This window comes from Listeria farberi, assembly GCF_014229295.1.
GTDB classification, from domain to species: Bacteria; Bacillota; Bacilli; order Lactobacillales; family Listeriaceae; genus Listeria; species Listeria farberi.
In genome coordinates this window covers 997,241-1,021,751 of sequence record NZ_JAARZL010000001.1, presented here as the reverse complement: position 1 = coordinate 1,021,751, position 24,511 = coordinate 997,241, and the positions used below count along the sequence as shown (strand labels likewise).

The 24,511-nt window shown below is 32.9% G+C and carries 26 protein-coding genes and 1 tRNA gene; 3 read left to right on the top strand and 24 right to left on the bottom strand.

Features of this window, described 5'->3' with window-relative positions:
* Positions 1-22: 22 nt before the first annotated feature.
* The gene (locus HCB38_RS05115; RefSeq protein WP_185318596.1) at positions 23-622 is read right to left on the bottom strand and encodes a histidine phosphatase family protein; all 600 of its coding nucleotides are present in this window, start codon (positions 620-622) and stop codon (positions 23-25) included.
* 164 nt (positions 623-786) lie between these two features.
* Between HCB38_RS05115 and HCB38_RS05110 the strand changes: the two genes are divergently transcribed.
* Together HCB38_RS05110 and HCB38_RS05105 are read left to right on the top strand one after the other, a co-directional pair.
* Positions 787-1,194: a VOC family protein gene (locus tag HCB38_RS05110; RefSeq protein ID WP_185637749.1), complete on the top strand. Its 408-nt coding sequence runs from the start codon at positions 787-789 to the stop codon at positions 1,192-1,194.
* A gap of 116 nt (positions 1,195-1,310) precedes the next feature.
* Positions 1,311-1,904: a YdeI/OmpD-associated family protein gene (locus HCB38_RS05105; RefSeq protein WP_185637747.1), complete on the top strand. Its 594-nt coding sequence runs from the start codon at positions 1,311-1,313 to the stop codon at positions 1,902-1,904.
* 42 nt (positions 1,905-1,946) lie between these two features.
* On the opposite strand, the gene HCB38_RS05100 is transcribed toward HCB38_RS05105, so the two are convergent.
* From HCB38_RS05100 to racE, 21 genes are all read right to left on the bottom strand, one after another.
* Positions 1,947-3,305, bottom strand: coding sequence for a DUF1254 domain-containing protein (locus HCB38_RS05100; RefSeq protein WP_185637745.1), 1,359 nt, complete (start codon positions 3,303-3,305; stop codon positions 1,947-1,949).
* A gap of 251 nt (positions 3,306-3,556) precedes the next feature.
* On the bottom strand, positions 3,557-3,886 hold the full coding sequence (locus tag HCB38_RS05095; RefSeq protein WP_221772775.1) for an SUKH-3 domain-containing protein: 330 nt from the start codon (positions 3,884-3,886) through the stop codon (positions 3,557-3,559).
* A gap of 236 nt (positions 3,887-4,122) precedes the next feature.
* Entirely contained in the window at positions 4,123-4,569 is a 447-nt protein-coding gene (locus HCB38_RS05090; protein ID WP_185318591.1) for a hypothetical protein, read from the bottom strand.
* Between the two features lie 67 nt (positions 4,570-4,636).
* The gene (locus HCB38_RS05085; RefSeq protein WP_185318590.1) at positions 4,637-5,293 is read right to left on the bottom strand and encodes a hypothetical protein; all 657 of its coding nucleotides are present in this window, start codon (positions 5,291-5,293) and stop codon (positions 4,637-4,639) included.
* Between the two features lie 477 nt (positions 5,294-5,770).
* On the bottom strand, positions 5,771-6,574 hold the full coding sequence (locus HCB38_RS05080) for a hypothetical protein (protein ID WP_185318589.1): 804 nt from the start codon (positions 6,572-6,574) through the stop codon (positions 5,771-5,773).
* Between the two features lies 1 nt (position 6,575).
* Entirely contained in the window at positions 6,576-7,337 is a 762-nt protein-coding gene (locus HCB38_RS05075; protein WP_185318588.1) for a hypothetical protein, read from the bottom strand.
* The gene (locus HCB38_RS05070) at positions 7,309-7,530 is read right to left on the bottom strand and encodes a hypothetical protein (protein WP_185637743.1); all 222 of its coding nucleotides are present in this window, start codon (positions 7,528-7,530) and stop codon (positions 7,309-7,311) included. Before HCB38_RS05070 ends, HCB38_RS05075 begins: the two co-directional genes overlap by 29 nt.
* A gap of 16 nt (positions 7,531-7,546) precedes the next feature.
* The gene (locus tag HCB38_RS05065; protein WP_185637741.1) at positions 7,547-8,164 is read right to left on the bottom strand and encodes a DUF6707 family protein; all 618 of its coding nucleotides are present in this window, start codon (positions 8,162-8,164) and stop codon (positions 7,547-7,549) included.
* 413 nt (positions 8,165-8,577) lie between these two features.
* Complete coding sequence (locus tag HCB38_RS05060) at positions 8,578-8,832, bottom strand: hypothetical protein (protein ID WP_185637740.1); 255 nt, start codon at positions 8,830-8,832, stop codon at positions 8,578-8,580.
* 161 nt (positions 8,833-8,993) lie between these two features.
* A complete protein-coding gene (locus HCB38_RS05055) occupies positions 8,994-9,353 on the bottom strand; it encodes a hypothetical protein (protein ID WP_185318585.1) in 360 nt (119 codons plus the stop codon).
* Positions 9,354-9,357: 4 nt separating this feature from the next.
* The gene (locus tag HCB38_RS05050; RefSeq protein ID WP_185637737.1) at positions 9,358-10,863 is read right to left on the bottom strand and encodes a hypothetical protein; all 1,506 of its coding nucleotides are present in this window, start codon (positions 10,861-10,863) and stop codon (positions 9,358-9,360) included.
* A gap of 58 nt (positions 10,864-10,921) precedes the next feature.
* Positions 10,922-11,497 carry a hypothetical protein gene (locus tag HCB38_RS05045; RefSeq protein WP_185637735.1) on the bottom strand — a complete coding sequence of 192 codons (576 nt, stop codon included), beginning with the start codon at positions 11,495-11,497 and terminating at the stop codon, positions 10,922-10,924.
* A 47-nt stretch (positions 11,498-11,544) separates the two neighbouring features.
* On the bottom strand, positions 11,545-11,880 hold the full coding sequence (locus tag HCB38_RS05040; RefSeq protein ID WP_185637733.1) for a hypothetical protein: 336 nt from the start codon (positions 11,878-11,880) through the stop codon (positions 11,545-11,547).
* A 320-nt stretch (positions 11,881-12,200) separates the two neighbouring features.
* A complete protein-coding gene (locus HCB38_RS05035) occupies positions 12,201-14,609 on the bottom strand; it encodes a WG repeat-containing protein (protein WP_185637732.1) in 2,409 nt (802 codons plus the stop codon).
* 422 nt (positions 14,610-15,031) lie between these two features.
* Positions 15,032-15,499, bottom strand: coding sequence for a hypothetical protein (locus HCB38_RS05030; RefSeq protein WP_185637730.1), 468 nt, complete (start codon positions 15,497-15,499; stop codon positions 15,032-15,034).
* 1,081 nt (positions 15,500-16,580) lie between these two features.
* Positions 16,581-17,102, bottom strand: coding sequence for an RDD family protein (locus HCB38_RS05025; RefSeq protein ID WP_185607710.1), 522 nt, complete (start codon positions 17,100-17,102; stop codon positions 16,581-16,583).
* Positions 17,103-17,636: 534 nt separating this feature from the next.
* Positions 17,637-17,710: transfer RNA gene (locus HCB38_RS05020), tRNA-Arg, on the bottom strand.
* 110 nt (positions 17,711-17,820) lie between these two features.
* Complete coding sequence (locus HCB38_RS05015; protein ID WP_185318572.1) at positions 17,821-18,345, bottom strand: metallophosphoesterase; 525 nt, start codon at positions 18,343-18,345, stop codon at positions 17,821-17,823.
* A 37-nt stretch (positions 18,346-18,382) separates the two neighbouring features.
* Positions 18,383-18,994 (bottom strand): XTP/dITP diphosphatase, encoded by a 612-nt coding sequence (locus HCB38_RS05010; RefSeq protein WP_185318571.1) that lies wholly within the window; start codon positions 18,992-18,994, stop codon positions 18,383-18,385.
* Between the two features lie 3 nt (positions 18,995-18,997).
* Complete coding sequence (gene rph, locus HCB38_RS05005; protein ID WP_185637728.1) at positions 18,998-19,744, bottom strand: ribonuclease PH; 747 nt, start codon at positions 19,742-19,744, stop codon at positions 18,998-19,000.
* A 12-nt stretch (positions 19,745-19,756) separates the two neighbouring features.
* Positions 19,757-20,557 carry a glutamate racemase gene (gene racE / locus HCB38_RS05000; protein ID WP_185318569.1) on the bottom strand — a complete coding sequence of 267 codons (801 nt, stop codon included), beginning with the start codon at positions 20,555-20,557 and terminating at the stop codon, positions 19,757-19,759.
* A 147-nt stretch (positions 20,558-20,704) separates the two neighbouring features.
* Between racE and HCB38_RS04995 the strand changes: the two genes are divergently transcribed.
* Positions 20,705-21,199, top strand: a complete 495-nt coding sequence (locus HCB38_RS04995) for a YslB family protein (RefSeq protein ID WP_185637726.1) — start codon at positions 20,705-20,707, stop codon at positions 21,197-21,199.
* A gap of 55 nt (positions 21,200-21,254) precedes the next feature.
* Here the strand turns inward: HCB38_RS04995 and HCB38_RS04990 are convergent, their stop codons facing one another.
* Together HCB38_RS04990 and uvrC are read right to left on the bottom strand one after the other, a co-directional pair.
* Entirely contained in the window at positions 21,255-22,469 is a 1,215-nt protein-coding gene (locus HCB38_RS04990; protein WP_185637724.1) for an aspartate kinase, read from the bottom strand.
* A gap of 190 nt (positions 22,470-22,659) precedes the next feature.
* On the bottom strand, positions 22,660-24,471 hold the full coding sequence (gene uvrC / locus HCB38_RS04985) for an excinuclease ABC subunit UvrC (RefSeq protein WP_185318567.1): 1,812 nt from the start codon (positions 24,469-24,471) through the stop codon (positions 22,660-22,662).
* Between the last annotated feature and the right edge of the window lie 40 nt (positions 24,472-24,511).

The window sequence follows — 24,511 nt, the reverse complement described above, 5'->3', positions numbered from 1 at the left end:
CACTCATTTTTGAGTGCTTTTTTTATCTTGTGCTTTCTATATGAGTTCCTTTAGCAAAATCATGATTGATAAAATTAACTAACGTAAATTGGCCATTTTCATATTCAAATTTTAAAATACAGCAGTTTTTCAGTCCGGTTACTTTACCAATTCTGCTTGTTTTTTCCCAGTAGCGAGCAAATTGAGCACAAGCGGCTCCGTGTGATACAGCGAGAACACTATCATGGTTATCTTGCATCATAATGCTTTCCATTGTCTCCACTAAACGTTCTCTAAATGTTACTTCTCGCTCGCCTCCAAACGTTGCAAAAAAGTCACCATATGGTAACGGTGGATTTAAGTCTTCGCTTTCCCCTTCAAAAGTACCGAAATTCCATTCTTTTAATCCTTTTAGACGAGTGTATTCTTTTGTCGTAACAAGCTCTAAAGTGTCGCATGCACGCTCTGAAGTGGAACTATAAGCTTTGTCAAATATAATATTATTTTCTTTAAAGTAGCTTCCCGCTATTTTTGCTTGTTTAATACCTAGCTCTGTAAGTGGTGCATCGCAAAATCCTTGAATTTTTTTGCGCTGGTTAAATAAAGTTTGACCATGACGCATTAAATACATTGTTTTTTTCATGTAAATTCCCCCGTATCTATATCTTATTACAAGTCTATCACCTTGGAGTAGCTTCAAGTCAAGTAATAATTAGCTTAATTTTTCCTCTTTTTCATCGTATCTGCTATAATAAATACACCAAAATGAATAGAACTCTAGCGAATAAAAATCGAGGAGGAATTCAAATGACGTTAAATGTTTACTTGAATTTTAGAACACAATCCAGAGATGCTATCGCGTTTTATGAAGAAATTTTTGGAACAAAGTGTACAGATTTGATGACTTATGGGGAAATCGAGTCCCAAGAGGAACCTATAGAAGATTCGCTAAAAGATTTAGTTATGAATGCAAGTTTAGTACTTGACGGAGTAAAAGTAATGTTCTCTGATGTACCAAAGTCTATGCCACTTACTTTTGGAGACAATATCACACTCGTTATCGATACAACGGATGAAATAAAACTAACGAAACAATTCCATCAACTTGCAGAAGGTGGCAATATTATCATGCCACTTGGAAAAACATTTTGGTCAGAAAAATACGGTCAAGTTACTGATAAGTTTGGTATTGGTTGGCAACTTAATTTGTCCTAAAAGTAAGAGAACTGGGATAAGTTTCAGGTTCTTTCTTTAAGTCATTTTGTCCTTGAAAAGCTCATTTGCACGAGGTAAAACAACACATATTTAAGATTAGAAAAGAGGTATTCTTTATGGCAAAAACAGATTTAAATCCCAAAGTAGATTCGTTTCTTAATAAGCCTTCTACCTGGCAAGACGAATTCAAAGCATTAAGAGAAATAGCAATCATGTTTGAACTAGAGGAAGAATTTAAATGGGGAAAACCTTGTTATGCTGTAGACGGGGGAAATGTTTTCTTAATCCATGGCTTTAAAAACTACTGCGCCCTGTTATTTATGAAAGGTGCTCTTCTTCGTGATCCGGACAATATTTTAGTGCAACAAACAGAAAATGTGCAAGCTGCTAGACAAATCCGTTTCACAAATTTGCAAGAAATCCTTGATCAAAAAGAAATTTTAAAAAAATATATTCAAAACGCAATCGAAGTTGAAAAAGCTGGTTTAGAAGTGGAACTTAAGCCAAGAGCAGAAACGCCTATTCCAGAAGAGTTACTTGTGAAGTTTGAGGAATTGCCTGCTCTACAAACAGCTTTTGAAGCTTTAACTCCTGGACGTCAAAAAGCGTACTTACTTTATTTTGCGGCTCCAAAGCAATCAAAAACGCGTGTTTCGCGCATTGAAAAATATGAAGCAACTATTTTAGACGGGCTAGGGTTGAATGATTAATAAAAACAGGCGCAACTTTTGATAGTTGCGCCTGTTTTTATTTTATTTAATTTCTTCAAAGTCAAATAGTTGCCAGCTGTTATCAAATGCTGGTTCAGTTGGTCCGTAAATCCGGAAATAGGTGAACCAATTGGCATCAGGAACCGTTTGAATCCAAGGAAAAGACTCGTCTTCTGGTGGATTTGGCCCAAAGTAAAGCGTTGTATTGCCGTCAGTATCGACTTCGAAAGTATCTTTAATGGAATTAAGTGCTGGCATAAATTGTTCGGTAACGATTTCTGAACGAGTATCCATATCATAAACCGTTACGGACCAGAAGATACTTGTTGGTACCGGTGTTGGCACTTTTAATTTATAATTTTTACCTCCATCCAGATAATTTCCTTCTCTGTCTTTCACCCCGAGCATATAAACAGAGCCAAAACCAACTTTATGCATAAACATCATATGGGTTTCGAGTGTCGCTTGATAGAACCAGCGCTCTCTTACAGGTAGATTTAAGTATGTTTTTTCATAAAAGTCATTGTTTTCACCGTATACAGCCCACTCCCAGTTCTTCCCTGACCAAACGATTGCAGCTGGATCATCTGTATTGAAGGAATTTACAAACATCATTTTATCAGCTTTTTCAGCAGCTTCAATTAGCAATGCCTTTTTCTCTGAATCTGGTTTAAATTCTTTATTTGGTGCTAAACCAATTGCTTTTAATAGACCGTACATTTGATAGTATTCTGGATCTGTGGCATCATTATCGAGTGCCCATTTAATTACTTCCCAATAATCGAATTTTCCTTCCACATAATAAGGTGTTGAAATTGCTTTACGATGAGAAAAATCATGGAATGTACTTATTGGATTATTTTTTTCTTCTTTTAGTGGATAAAATTTCACTGTTTTTAATAATTCAAATGCCTTTTCATAATCGCTTGCTTGATGAACCATTGCTCGCAGACATATCAAAAATCTAAAACTAGATGGTTTTCGAACTATGTACCCTTCTGGAATATCTCCATCATAATTAGGAGGAAGAAATAAATATTTAGCGCCTTTTCCTTCTTCGTCACCAGTTAGGCCCATATTCGTAATGAACTTAAAATTAATATCATCGGCTACACCGACTATTGCGCCTGAAGGTAATTCAATGACAACAGGACCATTTTCTGTGTTTCCCGTTCCAAGACAATACGGGGTATCTGAATTTTGTGTCAGTACATTTAAGTCAGGAGTTGTAAGTTGAATAATAAAGTCGTGATTCTCGGTAATTCCTAAATCATGTAATGCTTTAAAATTGGATACATTGGAAACTGTCGGATAAAAGAACCGATATGCTTCCACAGCTCGATTTAAAAACCCTTCTTTTCTTATCGCTTCTACTTTACTCTCAGGTAGCATTTTTTTCATGTAAAAAGCCTCCTTCTATTATCTTTTAGAACACTTAACTAATACCCTTATTTTTGGAAGTTAAAGCATAAAATAAAAACCTCCTTTGAAAAGGGAGGCTGTAGAAAGATATTTTTAAAATAAATACTAATCATTTTAACTAAATTAGAGTAATGAACTTATGACCTTTAAATAAGTTCAACAGACCTTTTTCGACAGTATCACCTATCAAGCAAAAATAATTATCATAACCACCGTATAAACCACCGGATTTAGAGACAAAGAAGACCATATGCTCTGAAAACCCTATCCCTACAGGACATTATCTTCTCATAATATTCACTTACCCACTTAGGATCTAGCCATGCTAAAGGTTTAACGGGATTAAATTCTGAAATATCTGTTTCATTACTATCAGAATAAGCTTCATGTATTATCGTCAATCCACCTAAAATATGGAAAAACTTTTCTGCGCTTGCATTCAAATAATAGTTTTTTTCTTCTAGAAGGCAACGATAGTTATCAATGTTTATAAATCTGTCTGGATACCACCCATTTTGGATTAGTATTTTAATTATTCGCTCATCAAATGTATAATTCATAAGGTTATCCTTTCATAACAGCGCCATTGTGGCTTTAGCACATTTTATTTTTTTACAATTAATTCTCCATCTGTTTTTCCGTCCTATTGCATTAGAAATTATCCGCCCTTACTTTTTAATTTTACTGGCAGAAATTTTGCATTATCAAGTAAAAAATAACTATATTTTGTTTTTCAGATTTTGATGATATATTTTACATCTTTGGCTTCACAAATCATTTTAAATTATTATTCTACTTATTTTAGTACTTTCTCCAAAAAAATCCTAAACTGCTCGCAATATTTAGCATTAATTTCTAGTAATAATGATAAATAAAGTTCAATAAGAATATAACTTTCATTATTCTTAGATGCCTCAAAACTTTTTTCATACAAACTAGAGACGATTGCACGCAAAATATTTTTTCTTAACAAATTTTCTTCCGCATCATGTAGTTTCCATGCTCTAATTCTAACATCAGAAAAATCATCGCTAGTTATTTCCCCACAAAAATATTTATTGGGGTATTTTAATAAATTATCAATAATTAGAAAAAATTCTCTATCCATCATCCCAATTTCAAAATTTTGTTTCATAGTATATTGAAGATATTCCGCATAAAGTTGCACCAATTTTGCTGGAGGGTTTTTTTCAAGATTTACATTCTTTATAAGTATATCTAATTGAATTGCATCTGCCTTCATTTTAATTTCTCCTTGAATTCAAATGTGCTTTGATTATCGCCTGATTCATATTGTGCTATTAGATTTATCACCGTTTCAAAAATAGCTGTCTAATTGGATTTAAAATATTGTCTTCTGCGTTTGAGTGATTCATATACTCATAGAAAATAGAGTTTGTGTTTTCACCTAATTTCTTTTCTTTTATGATGGGAATTAATGTATTATATATCCATGCTTCATTATTTAAGCTAAATGCCATGATTGAAAGTGTAGTGAATCTGTCCCTAATCCCAATTAAAAAGTTATTATCATAAACACGTGCTAATATAGAATTATAATCTGCCGTCATTCCGTATGCAATTGGGTAATAATATTCCATAATATTCTTTAAAATATTGTCTACTTTATAATCATCTTCTTCATCCTCTACTTGAAAAAAATAATTTCGTTCTAGCTCTCCGGCTGGAAGAATATTATAATTTCCAAAATAAACAGATTCTCTATTTTTCGATATAAAATATTTTTTAATGTTTGTTATTTCCATATTATATATATACATATTTACTTGAATATGATATAAACCTTTCCCATGACTAGGCGTGTCAAAACTAATAATAAAGTATTTTTTGTCTTTTTCTATGGTAAATTCCAACACATTTCTAGATTGTTTAACATTTTTACACCAATTAGGACAATTAGTTTTTAGCTTTAATATTATTGTTTTTAAAAAGTCATTTTTTTTCATAAAAAACACTCCTAATTTAGGCTAATGTTATGAGATAGCGAAAATTTTTACTTATTTTCAAAGCCATTGAAAAGTTGCTAGTTAGATAAAATATATTGATTATATTCTGTTTAAAAGAACATCATTTCTAGTTTTCTTTATAAAAATTTCGAACGTTCATGCATTAAATCTTGCCTAACCTACTTGCTGGAACGGTAACTACTTCTTTATTATTTGGCACTATAAAAACTGCTACTCCAGCATATTCCCATTCACTTATTTTTGATTTTTAGCCCTATTGGTAAAGCTATATTCCTCTCTGTATCGGAAGTAGATACCCAGCCATCATTATCTTTTAGAACCCATGTAGATTTCCAATCAGCTATTTTTTTACAAAATAAATATACCTATCTTTAGCCGATTTTTACAACATGGCTTCTATTGCTTTTGGAGATAATTTATACATATTTTTCCTCCTCATTACTTTTATTTATTCATCTATATTTCTGGAATAAAACTATATGGTTTTTTCACTTTTCCAATCAACGCTTCTGGTAGAACTAAATAAGGATTCGATTTATAGTCCACACTTTGAAGAAAAATTTTTGATAATATTAGCGCGTCATTGGGTTGATAATCCATTTGTGGGTCAAGCGCTTCACGTGGTACATAATCGCCTAACCAGTCTTTTTCGCTATTATATCCAAATAAATTACTGTACTCATCTTCTTCTGGCATTAAATATAAATGAATAAATCTTTTGGAAATATTTTCAAGCCATGTTTTAAATAATTGTGCTTGATTAACTGGAAGGATATGCAGAGCCAATGAAATGTTTCCCACTAAGCCAATTTCAGCGTTCTCATCATTTCCTCCATACAGTTGTTGATCTTCATAATCATATTTATCCAAATTCTCCACATCCGCAATATTATCAGAAACATATAATGTAAGAATTACCGAAGTCAACCCACACCAGAGCGGACCATTAATTGGACCAGTAAAATCTTCCTGTTCAAACTCCATATAGTTAATATAAAATTTATTAATATTGGCACACCATGATGCCTCAACTACTTGATAGGGCTCTACTTTATCAGATAAGTTCCCTAAATAAGCTAAAACCCACTCATATACACCGATATTAAGCGCAATTTTTGCCCTCAAACTTATATTGGAAAGTGTATCACAAACTGATTTTGCATAATGATAATCGAGCATCTCATCAATCATAGTATCATCCCAAGGATAATCTATTTTACTATCAGTTTTAGGAATGTAAGCTGGAATTTTATAAGCCATTCTATTCGCCTCCATATCTATAAGATGTCCCGATAAACCCTTCTGCTAACATAGTTTCAGGTGTGTTTAATAACTCATTATTTGTATATGATAAGTTACTTAAGAGATTATCGAGTGCCACCTGAGTATTCCTTGGAGTATAGTCAAAATCAGACGAAAAGAAAAACTCTCTGGGAATAGGTTGTTCATGCGATGAGTCATAGTAAGGGTCTTCATCGTCATTATATGCAGACGGATTATCTCTGTCATATTCGATAGGGAATAGTGGGATTAACTTCCGAATACAACTTTCTAACCATGAGTCAAATAGTTTTTTATCTGGGCAAATATATCTGGCTAACATCGCCTGACCATCCAGTTCTGCACTAATATTATATGCACCATCAAGAAAGTTTCGATTACTTCTTTCTAAAGATTCAAGAGCAATTGTTTTAACACCATGTACTTTATCGTTTTCCCCAGGGATAAAATCATATTCCCATTTTTTTACATAGCGCTTATCAATTATGCTAGCCCATAATGTCTCGATGTGTTTTTCTAAAATATCTATATCATCTTTTGTATGCAGCCGCCAATATACCCATTCGGCTAATGCAGCTGCCATACCGATAGATGCTTTATGATTTAATTTTAAAAATATATGAAACAATTTTTGGTTTGAGACTTTTTCATCCCAATCATACCTCATATTACTATTCCATTTATAATCAAGTTTGGCATCATAAAAGCTAGGGCTATTTAGTATATCTGGTATTTTCAACATTGGTTTTTTCTCCTAATTTTTTTGTAAAATATTTATCCCAACCGATATCTACTATTTCTTCAATATTAAATCTTTCTATTCCATGAAAATAATATTGTGTACCGATTTCATTCTCCACATGTTCTGGATTTATCCCTTCTGTTTCGCATTCGGTGCAACAAAAAAATAATTTTCCACTATATGCTTCCTTCACAATTTCTACTCATCTTTTATAAGTTAAAAATCACATTTGAAAAAGTTATTCTATCTTCAATTAGCTTCATTTTATCTAAATTTGAATTTATTTTCTTTTTAATTTCTTTCATTGACATGTTCTCTGATTCTCTCATTTCCTGAATAAAATATAATTTAACTAAATACATTAATCTGCGAGAAAATTCGGTATTGTAATCTCTTTGACTTGCCGCCTTGTCTATTTTAGAAGTTGATAGATGTGCCCCTTGTAATGTTCTTTCAAATACTTTTCTATTAGTTTTTCTAGCAAGTTCTGTACCCACTTCAAATTTTTGCAATATTTTATATTTAAGAGTGGTAATTTCATTATTATTATTAAGATGTCTCTGATATTTCATATTTAAAATTATTCCTGCTTCTACCCAACACCAAAGATCCCGATTATTCGTAAAAGGAATTCCTGATATTCCTTTGGACAGTATCTGTGCCTCTTCATCTAACTTAAAATAATGTAATAAATAACTCAATCGTACCAGTTCTTCTAAAGTTTCAATGCTCTCCTCGTCATAGTACTTTTCAACTTCGCTTATTATATTCTGTAAAAAAATGGGAAGTTTTGAATTATTTATCTTAACAAGAATTTTCTTATTCATTGCTTCTCCTTTCAATCTACCACTGATATTTCTGTAAAAAGGACACGCTCAATCACCCAGCAGTTATTAATATAAAAAATTGCACACAATTAAAGCTTCTTGTTATCCTCTGATTCATTTAGTGTTATAAGTTAGTATAGTGTTGAGTAAATTCAAATAGTGTAAACTCAAGCAAAGTACTAGTTTCACTTCTTTGCACGATGTTAATTCTATATATTTCTTAATTATTTTAGTTCAATATGACTAAGTATGTCTTTAAATTTTTTGGTAATTATAGAATAAATAGCATCTTCACTTACACCCGCGTTAACAACATTAAAAACAAAATATTCTAACGTGTTAGGTCGTTCATCCTCAGGCCATTTGTTATATGAGCTCAAATAGAATAATAGTGTCTCTATTCTAGCATAGTCTCATTTTTGTTTTACTGGATCAAAATGAAGCCGTTTAATGGATATTTCATGATAAATGCCATTTAATTGCTCACTATCTTCATGCATCCTGGCTTTTTTCGATTTTTCTATTGCAACTAACTCATCTATTTCAAAATAAGGGTTTAATAAACTTAGACAAGAATCTATACAATCGCGAACTCTTTCGAAAAAAAGGTTATTATTATGCATTTCATGAAAATCGCAAATTTTACTCCCTACATCCTGAAGATTCATTATATCCTCCTCTATATCTAATTGTTCTAAACCTCTTTGCAACAATCACAGGCATCTGATTTGCTTATTTTATGTTTAAGTTACTAGCTACAAAGACAAAATCATCATTGAAAAAAGAGAATCTCTATCGCGCAATTACTTATGTTCCTAAAATAATAGAGTTAAGACTGTAAATTTCCTTCATTCAACCACTCAGAGATAATTAAGCGTACTTTTCCAACATTTTTATCAGACATAGAACAAACCACAACTAGTTCATTTCTGTCATTAATCCATGTATTGACCCCCGCTAATTCATCAAGAGATACTAGGATTATTTTTAAAATCTTATTACTTTTTGTGGAAGCAGCGGAAAAAATTGGATTGGCATCCATTATTTTTTTACCATTAGAAAATTCTGTGTTGTAATAAGGAAATACCCAATCCTCCTTACTATTGTTAGCTATAGATACAAATAGATTTGTCCAGTATGTTTCAAGCTCAAGATATTTTTCTTCATTGTCTAAATACTTGTCAGACATAGCCTCACATCATTCCTAATTTAACTACATTTTGTCTAATCTTATCTCTGCTCAATGAACTTCTTCGCATCACTCGTTCATCACTCCAGTATTTAAAATCCTCCGTTTGGTTTGTGACAGTTAAATAATAGATTATTGTGCTATAAAGCGAATCTAAATTCACATACTGAGACCAACCACCGGAACTAATCCCACTAGGTAGTTTTCTTGTTCTTAAACATTCATTTAAAATTGGAAGTTTTTCTGGGTGATATATAAAGAAATAATAGAACTGAGATCCTCTTTTTCCTTTAAAATGTTGCCCCCATTGAACGTTTCCTAAATAAGGTGTATAAACATATGCCGCCCATAAATGATATTCATATCTTTGTAAGGAGACGGAAAGTGCATCCAAAAATGTAGGATTTCCCCTTCCAAAATCTGCTAATTTTTTTATATTTTTCAATCCCATATTAGATTTTCTCGTTAATAAATACGTTTCTTCCAATCCTTCTATATTAAGTTTTTTAATTACTTGTTCTTGAAAAGAAGGATAATCAAAAACCAAAAGCGTAATACCATAATATAGAGGATATTGATTTATTTTATCTAGTAAAACTTGTTCATAACCGCACTTCAATAAAACCCATAATAATTGTATATATTTAATCCCCATCGCCTCATATACTTGCCTTTTTGATTCTTCAAAATCTTTAAAGTTATATATACTATGCAATTCATATGGTGCCGAAGCTTGATAACCATATACAATAATATCTAGTAGTAAATCAACTGTTACTTGATTCGTATTAAATAATTGATTTACCCAAACATTAGTAAAATGTTTGCTAAAGTCTGTTAATTTATACTGGTTATTCTCATACTTATACACATTCTCTTTTAAGCTAGGGTAATCTTCCAAAGCTTCTTCTACAAAATAATGATATTCATCTTGATTCCAATTAACTTTGTATACATAATCACCTTTTGCAAGCTTCTTTCCTGTAAAAAAACATTTGCTTTTTTTTAATGATAAAACAGTTTTACTCAAATAAAAAATAGGTTTTTCGGCGAAATAATCCTCATCATAGCGATATTCATCAAGTTTAAATGGATTATAATCTAACGTTTTAAGAAAATTTCCCCACTCTATACTTTGATTTAATTCTTCATGTAAATGATGGATATAGGGGGACTTGTCTAAGCCAAATTTCGGTTTATTTATAAAAGTCCCTATGATACTAAAACTTCTTTCAGCACCATGATAACTATCATAGTCTGCAACTGTTCGAATAAAATCTACAGCTTTTTGATATTCACCGTTTAAGCAATATAAATAAACAATGTATTGTTGGAAATTACTTATAAAGCGCCCATTTTTGGAATAAGCTAAAATATCAGAAGTAATACCTCGATCACTTAAAAATACATCAACATTAATTTGTTGTTTATTTCTGAGCAGCTCCCATAATTCTATTTCCAAATTTTCCCAGGTTTGTTTTAATGTAAAATCTGGCAGTATTTTTTGCATTGGTGAGTTCCTCCTTAAAAGTGAACTTACAGAAATGTATTAATTGCTTACTAATCAATCATTTACACATATTAAGTATTTCTATAATCTCGGGTATATATTTATCTGCTTTAGCAACCAAAGCATCCACTTCTTTTTGATTATTAATAATCGGTTTAATGCCTTTTGTTTCTAGCCACTCTCTGAATTCATCAGTGCTATCGCCCATGTCATCTTCATTAATCCGATATTCTAGCGGTGTATCAAATGCATTTGGTTCAACACCTGTTGATATGACACGTAACCAATCCTTAAAATTAGCAGCAGCAAAAAGAATTTCTCCCTCACTTCCAAAGAAAACAACTGGATTTTCCTCAATCGGTGTACTCGAATTAAGTCTAAAAATCGAATAATTACTTCCAGTCCCATCTGCTTGTGCTAAAAAAATAAATTTCTTGAGTATTTCTGTTCTTTCCATACTTATTCCCAGCATACTTGAATGTACTTCATCACTATTTTCATTACGCAACATAAAACCCTCTGCTATGCCATATTCTTCCACAAATTCATCTATATAAAGCATTTCTTTTAATAAACTTGGTAACCCTACACCTTTAAAATTCTTTTTGTAAGTTTTTATTACTTTTTTATACATTATTTTCACTCTTTTCTTTTGATTATTTTTATTAATGGAATCCGTATTTATTGTAAAGTCAATCTTGATAAAATATCTTGTAATTTGTAATCATAATATTTTCTATTTGGATAAAAATAAATATTTTTCAAAGTTAATGAATTTAATAATGGTTCTAAATTTCCATCTTTAACATTCCAAAAGCTTATTGTTTTTAACTTTTTCATCGTTGGAATAAAGGAAAGAGAGTCTAATTCAGAAATAAAAAGTTCCTCCATACTATTATTTCTCTTCAAAAAATCAAAGTTTAGTAATCTCTTGCATTTTTCAATATAGAGAGAACTTAATTTTTCTAATTCATTTATTTCAGAGATATCAAAAATTTTGGATGTTTTCCATCTCACTAATAAGAGTGCAATCCTCTTCATTAAATGAGCTTAAAGACAATTGTTCCACCAATTTCAGTTGATTCAAATTAGAAAAATTACGACTATATTTAAGGGTTAAAGTTTTTAAATGGAGCTAAATCTAGCATAATATTAGTTTCCTTGATATTAAGAGAAAAAATCCTTATTTTACTATAACTATTATTATATGCATATGTTAAACCTTCATTAAGATAAAGAGGATCAATTTCAAAATGATCTATTGTTTTATTATATTGAAATTTTTTCAAATGTATCATTTCCTCATTTCATACAGCAAGATTTGAACAATTAACTATTCAATCAAAAAATGTTATCGGTTTTTTTTCTAGTACTTGATGGTCAATATAAGGATTTTCTTTAATACTTGCTTGCCCTAGATAGGCTTTTATTCGCTTTTCATTTTTTAATCTGTCCCAATGATATTCTTTGTCAAAATAAAACTCGCGGGGAACTAGTTGGTCCATTTGTTGATCGTATGGTATGCTCCTTGTATAAATATCTTGAACACCAGTAAAACAATGGGGTTTAGCGCGTTTTAGTACATCATATGCCCATTCTTCAAACAATGGTTGGTACTTTTTAGGTAAAGCGGCTCTCACAAGTACGTATATTTCTGTAGCATTTTGGCCTAATCTTCTTCCACTTGCAATAAATCTGGAATGTAATGTACCTTTATTAAAATGGTAAATATATGAATCTAGTAATGAAAGATATTCTAATTTATTCAAATCTTTAGGGTCTATAATATCTTTTTCAATATTTTTACTAAATCCACCATGCCAATTAAAACTATTAGTAAGATAAGAAATATTAAAACTCCCCACATATAGTGATTGGATTCTTTGTAAACAAGCATTAAAATTAACTCTTTCTTCAGCAACATCTTTAACTCTGTATAAAGCCCATTCCATCATTGCCCCAGTAAATCCAAGTAAAAAACTACTTTCGTAATGCAACATCGTTTTTAATAATTCCTTTTGATAAACTTCTACATAATAGACATAGTTCATCTCATCTAATAATAAATTTGGAATCTTGCCAATTTTATTTTTTAGAGATATAATGCCGCTTTCTTCAATGATTAAAGGGATTTCATTATCAATTAAATTAGTAGCCAGTTTCGAAGATACTATAGGATTTATTATTTCTGTGATATTACCTTCTGTATCTACATAACCCAAATTGGTCATAAAGTACAGTTTATCCTTGTTTATTTCTAACGAATGGATATTTTTAAACTTTTTGGGATTCAAGACTGTATTAAAATCAGAAGATGAAACAGGTATATAGGCATTATAATGTAATCCAAAATCCCAAAACACACCAACCTCATCTTTATCACCAATATAATCAAAGATATTCTCACTAATTTCTCCTTGACTATTTAATAACGTACATTTGTTTCCTATTTTTCCTACACAATAACCTGGTGCTAAAAAACCAATCAAATCATATTTAAAATCGGTTACGACCTCACCAGATTCATTAATAATTGCCCAATAGTCCCCTTTTTTCACATAACCAATTCCACCTAATATCGTTGCAGAAATTTTATCATATTTTACTGGGACAATCACTTCTCCGTATGGATTGATAAGTCCTTCTTTGTTCTTATGACACGCAACAATTCCTTTATCTAAAAATGGATATGCTTGGTCCAGACTATCTATTGATGATTTATTACCCTTACTATCATAGTAAAAAAAAGTTCTCCCCTCATCCATTGTAGTTAATTGATAACGATGATTTTTTCTATCAACAAAACCTACTTCCTCACCAATTATATAGATAAACCCTTCGCCATAATTTTTTGATAGTGCCCCATATTCATTAGGCAAAACTTGTTTTCCGTGAGTATTAAATGCACCCCATAGGTTATTTTTAAAAACAAGTGCAAATCCATTTCCAAAATCAGAAATTTTGTCATATTCAAAGGGAATTATTATTTCTTCATTTGTATTAATAGCACCCATTTTACCATCTTTAACCACTACTGCTACGCCATCTTTTGTAAAGTTCCGCACTTTATCATATGATTTATTGGTTATTATTCTTCCTTTTTTATCCACAAAACCCAGATAGCTTTCCCCTTCTTTTTCAACAATGGTAACTTGCATATAGCCATGACAAAATTGAGAATTATAATTTATTTCCACCTGATTATTTATTAATTCTAATTTTTCATTGTATAGTTCGTCTATTCTTCCAATTCCTCGATTATTTATGCTCTTATATAAATATCCTTCATTCAATATATTAAAATTTCTTTCTAATTTTTGACCTGCCGTATTATAAATCACTTTACTTGAATTATAAGACCAAGCTTCCGTTTCATAAAAATTATTTTCTTTGCTATTTATTTCATTGTATTCCGGCTCCACTATTATTTTTCCGTTTTTATCAATTCTACCAATTCCTTCATTGGTTTGGATATAATAACCTTCTTCTAAGATATTACCTAAATAATATTTAGTGCCGATCATCTGGTACTTTGGTTTTACAATAACTAGACCACTACTATCTAAAATCCCATATACTCCTTGTTGCTTTATAATGAATTGGTCAAAGGTTTTCACATAAGAAATTTCTTCATAAATACATGGCACTATTTCTTGACTATTGTTATCAATAATGCCTTGTAATTGTGTCGTTTTATCATATTTTATAGTTAATGAATCGGTTACTTTTTTGATGGCTTGAATCATGTCGTTATTAGCTCCTTTATATTCAAGTTTATGTAATATGTGGATGAAAACAATATTTTTCCAATTCGTTCTATTCATTTGTAAGCGTTGTTTTATACTAATTAAATTATAATCTATTATAGATATCACATTTCATCTAATTTTATTTAAAAAATGTTAAAACTACACTTGACAATAAAAAAATTTCAAGAAATATACTTTTCCTAAAGTCAATAACAATATTTAAATAGGGGTTGTACCTAGAGGAAATGTAGCGTTATTAAATAAAAAACTGTTATTTGAGATGTAACCCTTAAAGGAACATTCTCAAATAACAGCTAAGAAAGTGCTTAACTACTCATAAAAAACAGGATAATTATTGTTATTTCCATTTAATGAAAAAAAGTCTACATCTGAATGCTAATCTCCATTATACTTAAAATTTATTTAGAAGTATTGAACATTTTTTCCGAAATACTCAACATCTCATCCATATAATCTCCATCGCTCATACTTGCAAAAAACAAGATATCTTCTCTTTTAAAGTTATACTTATGGAACAGTTCATCTGGAATTTCTTTAATATTTTTATCTAAAACAGAAAGCAGTGTCTGTGCAAAATCCCATTTTTCGTCGGATGGACTGCAAAAATCTATCTCTTCACAATTATCTACAATATCTACAAGAGGCTGATAAAGAAATGCGGGTGAAAGTCCATTTTTCCACTCAAAAAATTCGAATATATCCTTACTATAATCCCATGCTAAATAAAAACCATAGAAATCATCTGTAGTTATAAAACCAATTGCACAGTTCTTCTGATCTTTCGCATCATTCAATATCTTTTCAATTTCTTTTGGTAAATTTTCGGAACATTGTTGACTAAACTTTTCAAACGTTGTTATATCCATTTTATATCCTCCTTATAATCCATTTTCTTAGTTGTGGATATTTTTTCTTTTCTATTGTACTTTATTTAGTTATAGAAGTATAGATAGATTATTTTGATTTAGCTATGATCTTAAATTAGCTATTTTCATAACTACTCAGGAAGGAAAAAGATTTTTTACCATATCAGAGATAACTCACTTTTAGGAATCCTCATTGATTTAATTACACTATTATGCTATATTGATGTTTCAAATTATTCTATTATCGAAAGATTTTTATATTCTTAATATTTCACATGAAGACACAACGTTTTATAAAGCATATTTAGCAAAAAATTAATCACAGAATTGAGGTGGAATATAATAACTGTTACTATTTTTATAGAAAACAAATCTAAAAATGATTTTCTAATTAAATTAAATAATTTTGACTGGGAACTAAACATTCATATAGGCAACCAGGAATTATATTTACTTAAAATGATTCGTTTTGCAAATTGGGATACTAAAAGTTCCATTAAAGCTGGAACATCTTCATCTTCTGCTGTGTTTTGGGTTTATGATGAAAAGAATAAGATGATATCCATATGTGTAGGGCACGACGATGAAACATGGGATTTCGCAGTATGTGTGCCTATCACAATAATAGAAGAAGCTTTCGAGAAACTATATGCATAAAAACTCTCTTTCACAGTTTTTATGTATATAGTATTTTTATTACTAAATGGGAATTTAAGTGTGTTAAAAACGTTGATACTTGCTTTTATTTTAGTTTTATCCAACAGATCTGTTATACATGTAAAAATATACTTACATAAAATGAAAGCATTTTTAATTTCATTATTGCATTATGATTTATTGAGATTGTAAATTATGAGTTTAGCTAGTTTTTTAATTAATATAGTACGGATGTTTATAAAGCTTAGGGACGTTGGGACGACATTTCACACTATATACCCTCAATTTTTTGGACATAAAAAACTCGAAATATCAATGATATACCGAGCCTTTTGGTTTTTATTATTTTTAAGTAGCGTTCAAAATACTGTTAATCAAGAACTAAAGCACTTTTTGGGTGTATGAGGTTTAATACTTATACTATTCAGGTAATATCGCTTTCCGTAACAACTGTTTTAGCAATTAAATCATGTATTCCTCTGTGGTCTTTTCTGAATAAAAAACCAATCCATACAATTGGGAGAATATCAACTACAATCATTATGACTGTCCAAAGTGGAGTAAATTCCCACTTTAAAATAAAGGAATGAAATATTGTCATGTGAGCCAATTGCCACGGAAGAAATTTAACGATGTTTCTTACAATAATTTGCCATAGTTTAACCGTTTCGGATTTTGTTGATGAAACCCTTAGTCTTGTTTTCATTTTACCTAATGTTGCGTGTGCTTTACTTGATTCAGTAATAATTGAAAACAATACAACAGGAACAATCAATGTTAATGATATTAAGTTCATTCCTAATTCGTTAAAAATAGGAATGCCATCTAAAATTATTAAATAAATGAACATGCTAGTTCCAAAAAGAATTAGCATGTAACACAATATTGTAAGATAATCAAAAAGCAACGCTAAAAATCTTCTATTGAGTTTTGCACTTTGTTTCATTTCGTCACCTCGAAGTATATAAATTAAGCAGTCCACAAGCCAAACCCAACAGAATACGGCTAACAAAATTACTCTAACGCTTAGTATAACATAGCCTAAAGCCGATTTCTACAACTTTATTGATTTTGATTTTACCAATGTTCTTTGGAGGAGTTCAGAGCAAAAGAAGCTAAAACAGCCAATAGTCAAAATGAACGGTTTTTTCCAATATACTGGTAAGAACGGCGGTGCGATACGATTTATCAATGTACCCCGTTATCGTCCGTTGCAAGAGCGAAATAGCGGAAAAAATAAAATAAGTCAAGGGAGAGGCTACAAAAATTTTTTTGAGTGATTTTTTCAAAAAAGTTTTGGCGTACCCTTGACTTATTTTAAGTGAATGGATGAAAATACCACAAATTTTGCCACAAATGCCACAAAAACAACGGAATAAAATGGGTATTATACGATATAAAAAAATCTCCAAACCGTTTATATACTCTTTAATATCAAGGGTTTTCAACGTTTTAAAGATTTCTTTAATATAGCTATTAACGTCCTGAGAGGGATTCGAACCCCCGACCGACGGCTTAGAAGGCCGTTGCTCTATCCAGCTGAGCTATCAGGACAAATGGCACTGTTTTTTCAACAGCCAAATACCATTTTATGTTTAAATTGCTTGTTTGTCAATGGTTTTCTTTAAGTTATTACATTTTTTCTCTTTTGAGCGTCTTTTGACCTAGTTATGCTTTGTTAAAGGGAAAATTTGGGTCAAATCAGTTAATTCATTATCGTCACGGTCCATGAAGCGAACTTTGATTCCTTCTGGTGTGGAGTCAATAAGCGCGTATGTTTTGATACGAATGCGACCTCTTGGTAAAGAAATGCTGCCAGGATTTAAAATGATGGTGTCATCTAGCATATCAACACCTAGTTCATGAGAATGACCAAAGAATGCAAAATCAGCATTTAATTCACGAGCTCGATATCGTAAGTTCATAAGTGTCATCTTGATGTTGTAAAGATGGCCATGTGTGGTTAATATACGATAGCCATCCACTTCCCCTACCCAATCATTTGGAAAGCCTCCGCCAAAGTCACAGTTACCTCTAACAGTATGAAATCCCTGAATCGCTGGATCATCAGCTTCTAATTCAGAATCCCCACAATGAATCATAGCATCAACAGTATTTTCGTATTTTTCTTTAAGATGGATTAAGCAGTCACGTTCTGAGTGGCTGTCGCTAACTACTAATAATTTCATTTTATTTCCTCCCCCTAGTATTCTGTTACTTATTCTCTCACTTTTTAGTAACTTTTTCTACAACTTCTGTTAAATCTTTTTCTAGCTGTTTAATGGCATTAGCTCGGTGGCTGATTTCGTTCTTTTTCTCTGCAGGTATTTCTGCCATTGTTAGACCAAATTCGGGTAAGAAAAATAATGGATCATAACCGAAGCCATTTGTTCCGCATAGTTGTTCTGCGATAATTCCTTCCACTTCCCCTGTATAAAAAGACGTTTTCTCAGAAGGTGTAGCTACAGCAAGTGTGCAGTGGAAACGAGCAGTTCTTTTTGCTGATTCAACGCCTTCTAAATTTTTGAGTAGTTTTTCGTTATTTTTGGCATCATCATGAGCAACACCAGCATAGCGTGCCGAATAGACGCCAGGAGCTCCGTCAAGCGCGTCTACGATTAATCCGGAATCATCGGCAATAACGGTTTGATTTAGTAAGCTAGCAACCGTTTCGGCCTTCAGCGCGGCATTTTCGGCAAAGGTTGTACCTGTTTCTTCAATTTCACCAATTTCTGGAAAATCAAGAAGGGTAGCAACTTCTATATTAAACTTCGCAAAGATTTTTTCGAATTCTTTTGCTTTTCCTTTATTTGCGGTGGCAATAATAATTTTACTCATTTTTTATTCTCCTTTAATCCGCGCTGTGATTTTGTCTCCGAGTGTTTCTTTTTGGATTTCAATTAGTTCGCTTATTCCTTTTTTGCCTAGAGCGATTAGTTCAGCAAGTTCGGCTTCTGAAAAAGTAGCTTCTTCACCTGTTCCTTGGAGTTCTACAAAAGCGCCGCTACCAGTCATGATAATATTCATATCTACTTGCGCTGCGCTGTCTTCTACGTAGTTAAGGTCAAGTACTGTTCCGCCTTCTTCTAAAACACCTACACTAGTTGCTGCTAGGAAATCTTTGACAGGAAATTTAGCAAATGGTATTGCTTCGTCTAGTTTGGAGATTGCCATAACCATTGCGATGAATGCACCCGTAATAGAAGCTGTACGTGTGCCCCCGTCTGCTTGGATAACGTCGCAATCAAGCCAGATAGTTCTTTCACCAAGAGCCTCTAAATCAACAACGGCACGGAGCGCACGTCCAATTAAACGCTGAATTTCCATTGTTCTTCCGGTAACCTTCCCTTTAGAAGATTCGCGGATATTACGTGTATTCGTTGCTCGTGGTAACATAGAGTATTCAGCAGATATCCAGCCGCGACCTTCCCCGCGCATAAATGGTGGAACTTTTGCTTCTACACTTGCAGAACAGATAACTTTTGTATTTCCTGATGCGATTAAAACAGAACCTTCTGGATGCATTAAGTAATCAGGTGTTACTTCGATTTCTCGTAATGCATTTTTTTCTCTTCCATCAAATCTCATTAGTGGCACCTCTTATTTTCCTAATTTTATATGTTCTACTACCATATCTGGCATATTTAACCAGTCTTTTGCAATATCTTTGAAAATTTGTGTAGACCCTGTGGTGAAAAAGCGATGTTCAATTTCTTCGTCAGTTGCATCTAATAGATTATGATAATCCAGTAAAGCACTGACTTCGCTTGCTGTCTCTTCTCCGGAATTAATGACGGAAACGCCATCTCCCATAAAGTTTTCAATAATTGGTTTTAATAGTGGGTAATGTGTACATCCCAAAATCACCGTATCAATCTTGGTGCTTTTCAGTGGTAAGAGTGACTCGGCTACGACTTTTTTGGCAATGGCGCTTTTATACTCGCCAGATTCTACAACAGAGACAAATTTTGGACATGCAAGTGAATCTACTTCTACTCGGCGATTTAAGCCTTTTAGAGCCGTCGGATAGGCCATACTTTCGACTGTCCCAATCGTTCCTAAGACGCCAATTTTGTTGTTTTTAGTTGCTTTGAGTGCTGCTCTTGAGCCAGGTTGAATAACGCCGATAACTGGAATATCGAGTTTTTTACGTATGTCATATAGTGCTGCCGCTGTAGCAGTATTACATGCAATAACGAGCATTTTGATGCCACGGTCTACTAGAAAATTGGTCATTTCCCAAGTAAACTGAGCTACTTCTTCTTTGTCGCGTGGTCCATAAGGGCAACGTGCGGTATCACCTAAATAATATACTTGTTCATGGGGTAGCTGCTTTAGTACTTCACGCACTACTGTCAAACCGCCTACTCCCGAATCAATAAAGCCAATAGCTTGTTTCACAGTCTCGCCTCAATTTCTTTATTAATTTCCAATTTTTTTATCTATACCTTCCATTTTCTTATTTTTTCCGTTTTTTCGCAAGTCTTTTTTATGAAAAAAGCTTTTTTATAGAAATTTATTTATTGTGCTTTCCATTTTAGGATGATTTTGGTTATAATGGTGTATGAAAGTGGGGTATCCGAAATGACAGAAAATGAACAGAATGACTACGAGGAAAACTTACTCGTCTCAAGCTTTGGTTTAGATTTATTACGAAATTATTTAATTCCCGAAATTCTTGGTGATGAAGCACCTCATATTATGTACTGGGCTGGGAAAGATTTAGCACGTAAATTCCCGCTTGAATCTCTGCATGAAGTAGCTGTTTTTTTTGAAAAAGCTTCATGGGGAAAAATTAGTATTATAAAGGAAAAAAAAGATGAGTTGCGTATACTTTTAGAAGGTGACATGGTAGATTCGCGATTCCGTATACAAGAAAATCCTACTTTTAAACTAGAAGCTGGTTTTATCGCCGAGCAATTACAAGCACAGAAAAAGCTCTATACGGAAAGTTATGATGAAATAGATAAGCGTAAAAAACAAGTGACGATTATCGTTAAATGGGACCGTAAAGAAACGATTGATAACGAGGAACGTTACTAAAAAGATAAGCTTACAACAACAAAGAGAAAATTTACTTTGGTGTTGTAAGCTTATTTTATTTATCTAGCTCAAATTGGTCATGTAAAACTTGTGCCGCTTCAACCATTTTACGCGCTGATACGACAGTGGAGACTTTAATTTCGGATGTGCTAATCATTTTTATGGGGATATTATTTTCTGTTAGCGCTTCAAACATTTTGGCAGCTACACCAGGATTACTTACCATTCCAGAGCCAACAATGGACACCTTTGCTAAATCTTGTTCTGATTCTAGTTTTTCGATTTGAAGCAATTCTTTGCTTTCTTCTAAAACTGCCAGTGTCGCTAAGAGTGCGCTTGTTTTGATAGTGAAGGATAGATTGCCGTGACCTAGTCCAGTAATTCCTTGAATAATAATATCTACATCAATATTATTTTCTGCTAATTTTGTAAAGACTTTGGACACACGCATTGCTTCTTTTTGTTTCCAGTGGATAGTTACACGAGTGATTTGGTCTTCAAAAGCGATTCCACGGACTACTTTGGTATTTTCCATTGTTAGATCCTCCTCAATCATTGTTCCTGGTACTTGTTCGTGACTCGCTCTGACTTCAAGCGGAATTCGGAAGTTTTTGGCATATTCAACCGAGCGGGGATGTAAAACCCCGGCACCAAGATTAGCTAATTCTAACATTTCATCATAGGTGATTTGTTCTAGCTTTTGGGCTTTTTTCACGTAACGAGGATCGGTTGTAAATACACCCACTACATCCGTGCAAATCGCGCATTTTTCAGCTTTCAGAGCGGATGCGATAGCAACTGCAGTTGTATCGGAGCCTCCCCGACCTAGCGTAGTAATTTCACCATCTGTTGTGAAGCCTTGGAATCCAGCTACAACGACAATTTGTCCCGCATCAAGTGCAGATTCAATACGAGCGCTATCAATATCGGCAATTCTCGCATTACTATGTACGGCTTCTGTTTCAATTCCCGCTTGCCATCCTGTATACGAAATAGCGTCGTGCCCTTTTTCTTTTAATGTCATCGCAAGTAAAGAAATGGTAATTTGTTCGCCAGTAGAAAGTAGCATATCCATTTCGCGTTTATCTGGAGCCTCGCTAATTTCTTCAGCCATTGCGACTAATTTGTCAGTTGATTTCCCCATTGCGGAAACGACAACGATGACTTTATTCCCTTGTTTTTTTTCATAAATGGCTTGTTCTGCTGTTTTCCCGATTTTATCCACGGTGCTCACAGAGGTTCCACCAAATTTTAATACGACTAGTCCCAATCTCGTTCCCTCCTGTCTTGTTAGTTCTTTTTTATCAATGTTTATATTTTAGCGCATTTATGTGATGAAGGGAAGTTTATTATGTGGAAAAGCTATTTTATCTGAGAGGTTCGTTCAGTTGTTTATCTATTTCTACGCAATAAACGCCAATAACATCAAAATCATTGGCGTTTATTAATAGTGTAGAAAATCATTTTTGTTCAGTATTTTTTGCTTTTTCATTGAATGCTGTGATGTGTTTATGCACTTCTTCAGCAACATTTAGTGGGACACCTGCTTCTTTAATTTCTTCAATAGACGCTTCTTTTAATTTTTTCATGGAGCCGAAGTGTTTAAGTAATTTTTTCTTACGTCCGGGTCCTACTCCTGGAATGCCGTCAAGAATGGATTGGAAGCCAGTTTTGCTACGGAGTTGTCGGTGAAAAGTAATGGCAAAACGATGGACTTCATCTTGCATGCGTTGTAGTAAATAGAATTCTTGGCTGTTTCTTTCGAGTGGAACAATTTCTAGTGGATCGCCAAATAATAGTTGACTGGTGCGGTGTTTGTCATCCTTTGCAAGACCAGCTACTGGAATATCTAAGCCAAGTTCATTTGTTAGGACATCTTTGGCGCTATCAATTTGTCCTTTACCACCATCAATTAATATTAAATCAGGCATTGGTAATGCTTCTTTAAGTACCCTCCAGTAACGACGTCGGATAACTTCTCGCATTGTTGCGTAATCATCTGGTCCTTCCACGGTTTTAATTTTGTATTTACGATAATCATTTTTACTTGGTTTTCCGTCGAGAAATGTGACCATCGCGGAAACTGGGTCTGTACCGTGAATATTGGAGTTGTCAAATGCTTCCACCCGCGATGGTGTTGGAATCCCCATTGCCTCACCAAGTCGCTCTACTGCACCAACTGTACGTTCTTCATTACGTTCAAGTAGCATAAATTTCTCGTTTAGCGCGATTTTGGCATTTTTATAAGCAAGTTTTACGAGCTCTTTTTTATTTCCGCGCTGTGGTACGATAATTTTTGTATCGGGAACGACGGCTTGAACGGCTTCGCTATCGACATCATCTGGTAAATAAATTTCTTTAGGTGGAATATGGTTTGCTTTTTGATAAAACTGGCCAATAAATGTGAGGAAATCTTCATCAGCATCATTGTAAAATGGAAATTGAGAAACATCGCGCTCAATCAGTTTTCCTTGGCGAATGAAAAATACTTGGACGCACATCCAGCCTTTATCAATGGCGTAACCAAAGACATCGCGGTCGACGAAATCGTTCATCGTCATTTTTTGTTTTTCCATTGTTGTTTCGATTGCATTAATCTGGTCACGGAATTCACCGGCTTTTTCGAACTCCATATTTTCTGCCGCTTCTTGCATTTTTTTCATTAAATCATTTTTAACGGTTTTATAGCCGCCATTTAAGAAGGCTACGATTTCATCTTGCATTTCTTTATACTTACTTGCTTCCACGTCAAATACACACGGGGCAAGGCATTGTCCAAGATGATAATATAAACACACTTTATTTGGTAATGTACTGCATTTACGAAGTGGATAAAGTCGGTCTAAAATACGTTTTACTTCATTTGCAGCATAGACATTTGGATAAGGACCGAAATATTTCCCTTTGTCTTTCTTTACTTGACGGGTAATAATCAGGCGCGGATGTCGTTCATTCGTAATTTTAATAAACGGATAAGTTTTGTCATCTTTTAAGCGAATATTAAAACGTGGGTCGTGTTTTTTAATTAAATTGATTTCTAGTAGTAATGCTTCTACGTTGGATGATGTTACGATATATTCAAAGTCCACAATTTCTTGAACTAAGCGCTGCGTTTTACTGTCGTGTGTTCCTGAAAAATACGAACGGACACGATTTTTTAACACTTTTGCTTTTCCGACATAAATGATAGTTCCTTGTCTATCTTTCATCAAATAACAACCAGGTTGGTCCGGCAGAAGCGCTAGTTTATTTTGGATATGTTCAGAAGACATTTTATCAACTCCAGTTACACATTTAAAAAGAAGCCTAGAA